General features: G+C 70.7%; 3 protein-coding genes. 1 reads left to right on the top strand and 2 read right to left on the bottom strand.

Annotated elements, in window-relative coordinates; translation table 11 throughout:
- Positions 1-921: DUF8829 domain-containing protein (locus CCS38_RS00230; protein WP_372456945.1), on the top strand; the 921-nt coding region annotated here is incomplete at its 5' end.
- 118 nt (positions 922-1039) lie between these two features.
- On the opposite strand, the gene ptsP is transcribed toward CCS38_RS00230, so the two are convergent.
- Together ptsP and CCS38_RS00220 are read right to left on the bottom strand one after the other, a co-directional pair.
- Positions 1040-2710 carry a phosphoenolpyruvate--protein phosphotransferase gene (gene ptsP / locus CCS38_RS00225; RefSeq protein ID WP_031064011.1) on the bottom strand — a complete coding sequence of 557 codons (1671 nt, stop codon included), beginning with the start codon at positions 2708-2710 and terminating at the stop codon, positions 1040-1042.
- Positions 2711-2846: 136 nt separating this feature from the next.
- A complete protein-coding gene (locus CCS38_RS00220; protein ID WP_030250544.1) occupies positions 2847-3296 on the bottom strand; it encodes a PTS sugar transporter subunit IIA in 450 nt (149 codons plus the stop codon).
- Positions 3297-3924: the final 628 nt, after the last annotated feature.

The raw sequence follows: 3924 nt of genomic DNA, 5'->3' as shown, positions 1-3924 counted from the left end.
GGACCCGCAGGCCACGCCCGCCGCCGCACCGCTGCCGCCCGGCGCCGGCTGAGCCGCGAAATCCCCGGCACCCTCGCCGTCCTGCCGACACCGGAGGACCTCGCGGCCATGGGCCGCTACCGCACCTTCCCCTTCACCGGCCAGGACCACCCCGGCTACCTCCGCCGGCTCGACGGCCTGCTCCGCACCCTCGCGGCCCAGGGCCGGCACACCACGCTCACCCTCTTCGACCCCGGCGAATACGCCGCCTACTGCACCGACAACGGACTCCACCCCGACCGCCCCGAAAGCCGCGCCCGGTACACCACCGAGACGGCCGCAACCGGCGCCACCGTCCCGTACACCGGACGACGGCTCACCGACACCCTGCCCGCACTCCTCGACGAGGCCGACCGCCGGGACACCTGGGACCGCGCCGGCGCCCTCCTCGCCACCGCAGGCCACTGCCCCGCCTGCGACGGCGACACCGCCCACGACGCCTTCGAAAACGCCTCCCAGGCCATGCTCCGGCTCCTCGACGCCCTGGGACCCGGCAGACACCACCTCGTCTGCAGCGTCCCCGCCGGCGACGGCAGCCCGCTGCTCGCGACACTGAACGCCACGGCACGCCCCGACGGCCGACTCCACCTGGCCGAAGCGGAAGCACTGATCTTCTGCACGGTGCTCGCCGCCGGCATCGCCCTGCGCCGCCCGGGCGGCGTCGTCTCCCGCACCCTCGACGACGAGCACGGCGACGAAGTACGCGGCTGGTCCCTGCACGGCACCTGGCTGCGCGCCCTCACCGCAGCCGAGGTCTTCTCCGCGTACTGCACCGACGCCAGGACCGGCGATCCCGTCTCACCCGAGCCGGGCGTCGACTACCTCCCCGGCATCGCCGTGCCGCCGCCCGCATACCCGCACCAGTACTGCGGAGACACGTAACAGACCGGCGGGCAGCCCGCCCGAAACGCCGATGGCCGCCCCGCCACAAGGGCGGGACGGCCATCGGAAGCACGGCATCAGCACACAGCACTGCGCCGCTGAGGAGAAGAACCTGCGGTCACTCCCCGGAGAGCACCGCCTGCGCCGCCAGACGGGCCTCCTCGGCGGTGTCCGCCGCACGCGCCGCCGACGCGGCACGCTCGCACTGCGCCAGCGTGTGCTTCGCCAGCGTCGCGCGCACGTAAGGAAGCGACGCCGCACCCATGGAAAGGCTGGTGACGCCCAGTCCGGTCAACACACACGCGAGCAGCGGGTCGGAAGCCGCCTCGCCGCACACACCACAGCTCTTGCCCTCGGCCTTGGCGGCCTCGGCCGAGATCGCCACCAGGTCGAGCAGCGCGGGCTGCCACGGGTCCTGCAGCCGGGACACCGCACCGACCTGACGGTCGGCCGCGAAGGTGTACTGCGCCAGGTCATTGGTGCCCAGCGACAGGAACTCCACCTCCTGCAGGATCGAACGCGCCCGCAGCGCGGCGGAGGGAATCTCCACCATCGCACCGAACTTCGCCTGCAGCCCCGCCTCACGGCACGCGTCGGCGAACGCCTTGGCGTCCGTACGGTCCGCCACCATCGGCGCCATGACCTCGAGGTAGACCGGCAGCCCCTCCGCCGCCTTGGCCAGCGCGGTGAGCTGGGTCCGCAGCACGTCGGGGTGGTCGAGCAGGGTACGCAGACCCCGCACGCCCAGCGCCGGGTTCGGCTCGTCCGACGGCGTCAGGAAGTCCAGCGGCTTGTCCGCGCCCGCGTCCAGCACGCGCACGACCACCCGGCCCTCGGGGAACGCCTCCAGCACCTGGCGGTACGCCTCGACCTGCTTCTCCTCCGACGGCGCGTTCTTGCTGTCGTCGAGGAACAGGAACTCGGTACGGAACAGCCCGACGCCCTCGGCACCGGCCTCGACCGCCGCCGGAACGTCCGCCGGACCGCCGACATTCGCCAGCAGCGGCACCTTGTGGCCATCGGACGTCGCGCCCGGCCCGGTGGCGGCGGCGAGCGCGGCCTTCCGCTCCGCTGCCGCCCGCTCCATCTCGGCACGCTTCTCGTCACTCGGGTTCACGAAGATCTCCCCGGTGGAGCCGTCCACGGCCACCACGGTGCCCTCGACCAGCTCGTGCGCACCCGGCAGCGCGACCACGGCCGGCACGCCCAGCGCCCGCGCCAGAATCGCGCTGTGGCTGGTCGGCCCGCCTTCCTCGGTCACGAAGCCGAGCACCAGTGACGGGTCCAGCAGCGCCGTGTCGGCCGGCGCGAGGTCCCGCGCGATCAGCACGTACGGCTCGTCGCTGTCCGGCACACCCGGCATCGGCACGCCCAGCAGCCGCGCCACGATCCGGTTCCGCACGTCGTCCAGGTCCGCGACCCGGCCCGCCAGGTACTCCCCGGCACCGGCCAGCAGCGCCCGGTAGGCGGCGAACGCGTCGTACACACCGCGCTCGGCCGTGCTGCCCACCGCGATCCGGCGGTCGACGTCGGCCATCAGCTCGGGGTCCTGGGCCATCATGGCCTGGGCCTCCAGCACCGCCTGCGCCTCACCGCCCGCGAGGTTGCCGCGGGCGATCAGGTCGGCGGCCACGGCTTCCACGGCCTGGCGGGCGCGCCCCTGCTCGCGCTCCGCTTCCTCGGCGGGGATCTGCTTGGCCGGCGGTTCCAGCACCGCCGTCCCCATGTGCCGCACCTCGCCTATGGCGACACCGTGGCTCACGCCGACGCCTCGCAGCGTTGTCTCCATTGCACCCGTCTCCGTGTGATGCGACGGTCACTGCCGTCGCGTTGAACTGTCGTACGTGCGGTCCGGTGGGACCGCTCGGTACACGCTGCCGTCCGCGCGCGCCACGCGCGCGTGCCCTACGGAACGGCGCCGCGCATCACTGCCAGCTGAAAAGCTGGTCTCCGGCCTTTACGTCGCCGTCCTCGCGCACGTCGCCGAGCGCGTCAGCGGTGGCCTCCAGAGCAACGACGGGGCAGACCGGCGACTTGCCGGCCTCCTCGACGGCGGCGGGGTTCCACCGGACGACGCCCTGGCCGCGCGTCACGGTGTCCCCCTTATTGACGAGCAGCTCGAAGCCCTCGCCGTTGAGCTGAACGGTGTCGATGCCGAGGTGCGTCAGTACTCCGTGCCCGGCGCTGTCGACGACGACGAACGCGTGCGGGTGCAGAGAAACGACGACACCTTCCACGGGCGCGAGCGCCACGGAAGGCTCCCGCTCAGGGTCGATCGCGGTACCGGGCCCCACCATCGCGCCGGAGAAGACGGGGTCAGGAACTGCACTGAGCCCGATGGCGCGTCCGGCGAGCGGGGACGTCACGGTGGTCATGGGAAGCCTCCCAGGGGTGGAGATCTATCAGGTCGCCGTCACTACCTGTCCCGGACGGCGCACCGGTCAGAGCGTAAGTCATAAGAAGTGGACACTCCGCACGAGAGACGCGAGGCGCGATCACGCGTGTGAAGGGGTACCGCTGGACGCTCGCCCTTCCCCCGATTTGCCTCGCCCCAACCCCACCTGTACTGTCTAACACCTGCCCCGGAAACGAGGACGCAGTCACTGCGCCCCGAGACCGGGACAGCACCCCATCAGAGTCCTGATCCGAGAATCTCGGTCAATTCTGTATGCCTGCATTGTTTTGCAATGCGTGCAATGGCTACGGAAAAGAGCGCGGTTCGGAAGGCCAGAAAGACCTGATAGAGTGTGAAACACCGAAGGGAAGCGCCCGGAGGGCCCGGTGAAACGGGACCAAAGGAAGCGTCCGTTCCTTGAGAACTCAACAGCGTGCCAAAAGTCAACGCCAGATATGTTGATACCCCGTCTCCAGCATCCGCTGGGACGAGGTTCCTTTGAAAAAACACAGCGAGGACGCTGTGAACGTCTGGACCTATTCCGTCCGGACGTTCCGCTCTCGTGATGTGTGCACCGGATTACCGGTAAACATTCACGGAGAGTTTGA

The sequence above is a fragment of the Streptomyces purpurogeneiscleroticus genome (assembly GCF_020024005.1).
Taxonomy (GTDB): Bacteria; Actinomycetota; Actinomycetes; order Streptomycetales; family Streptomycetaceae; genus Streptomyces; species Streptomyces purpurogeneiscleroticus.
The sequence above is the reverse complement of the archived record's forward strand: the minus strand, read 5'-3'. Positions and strand labels throughout refer to the sequence as shown.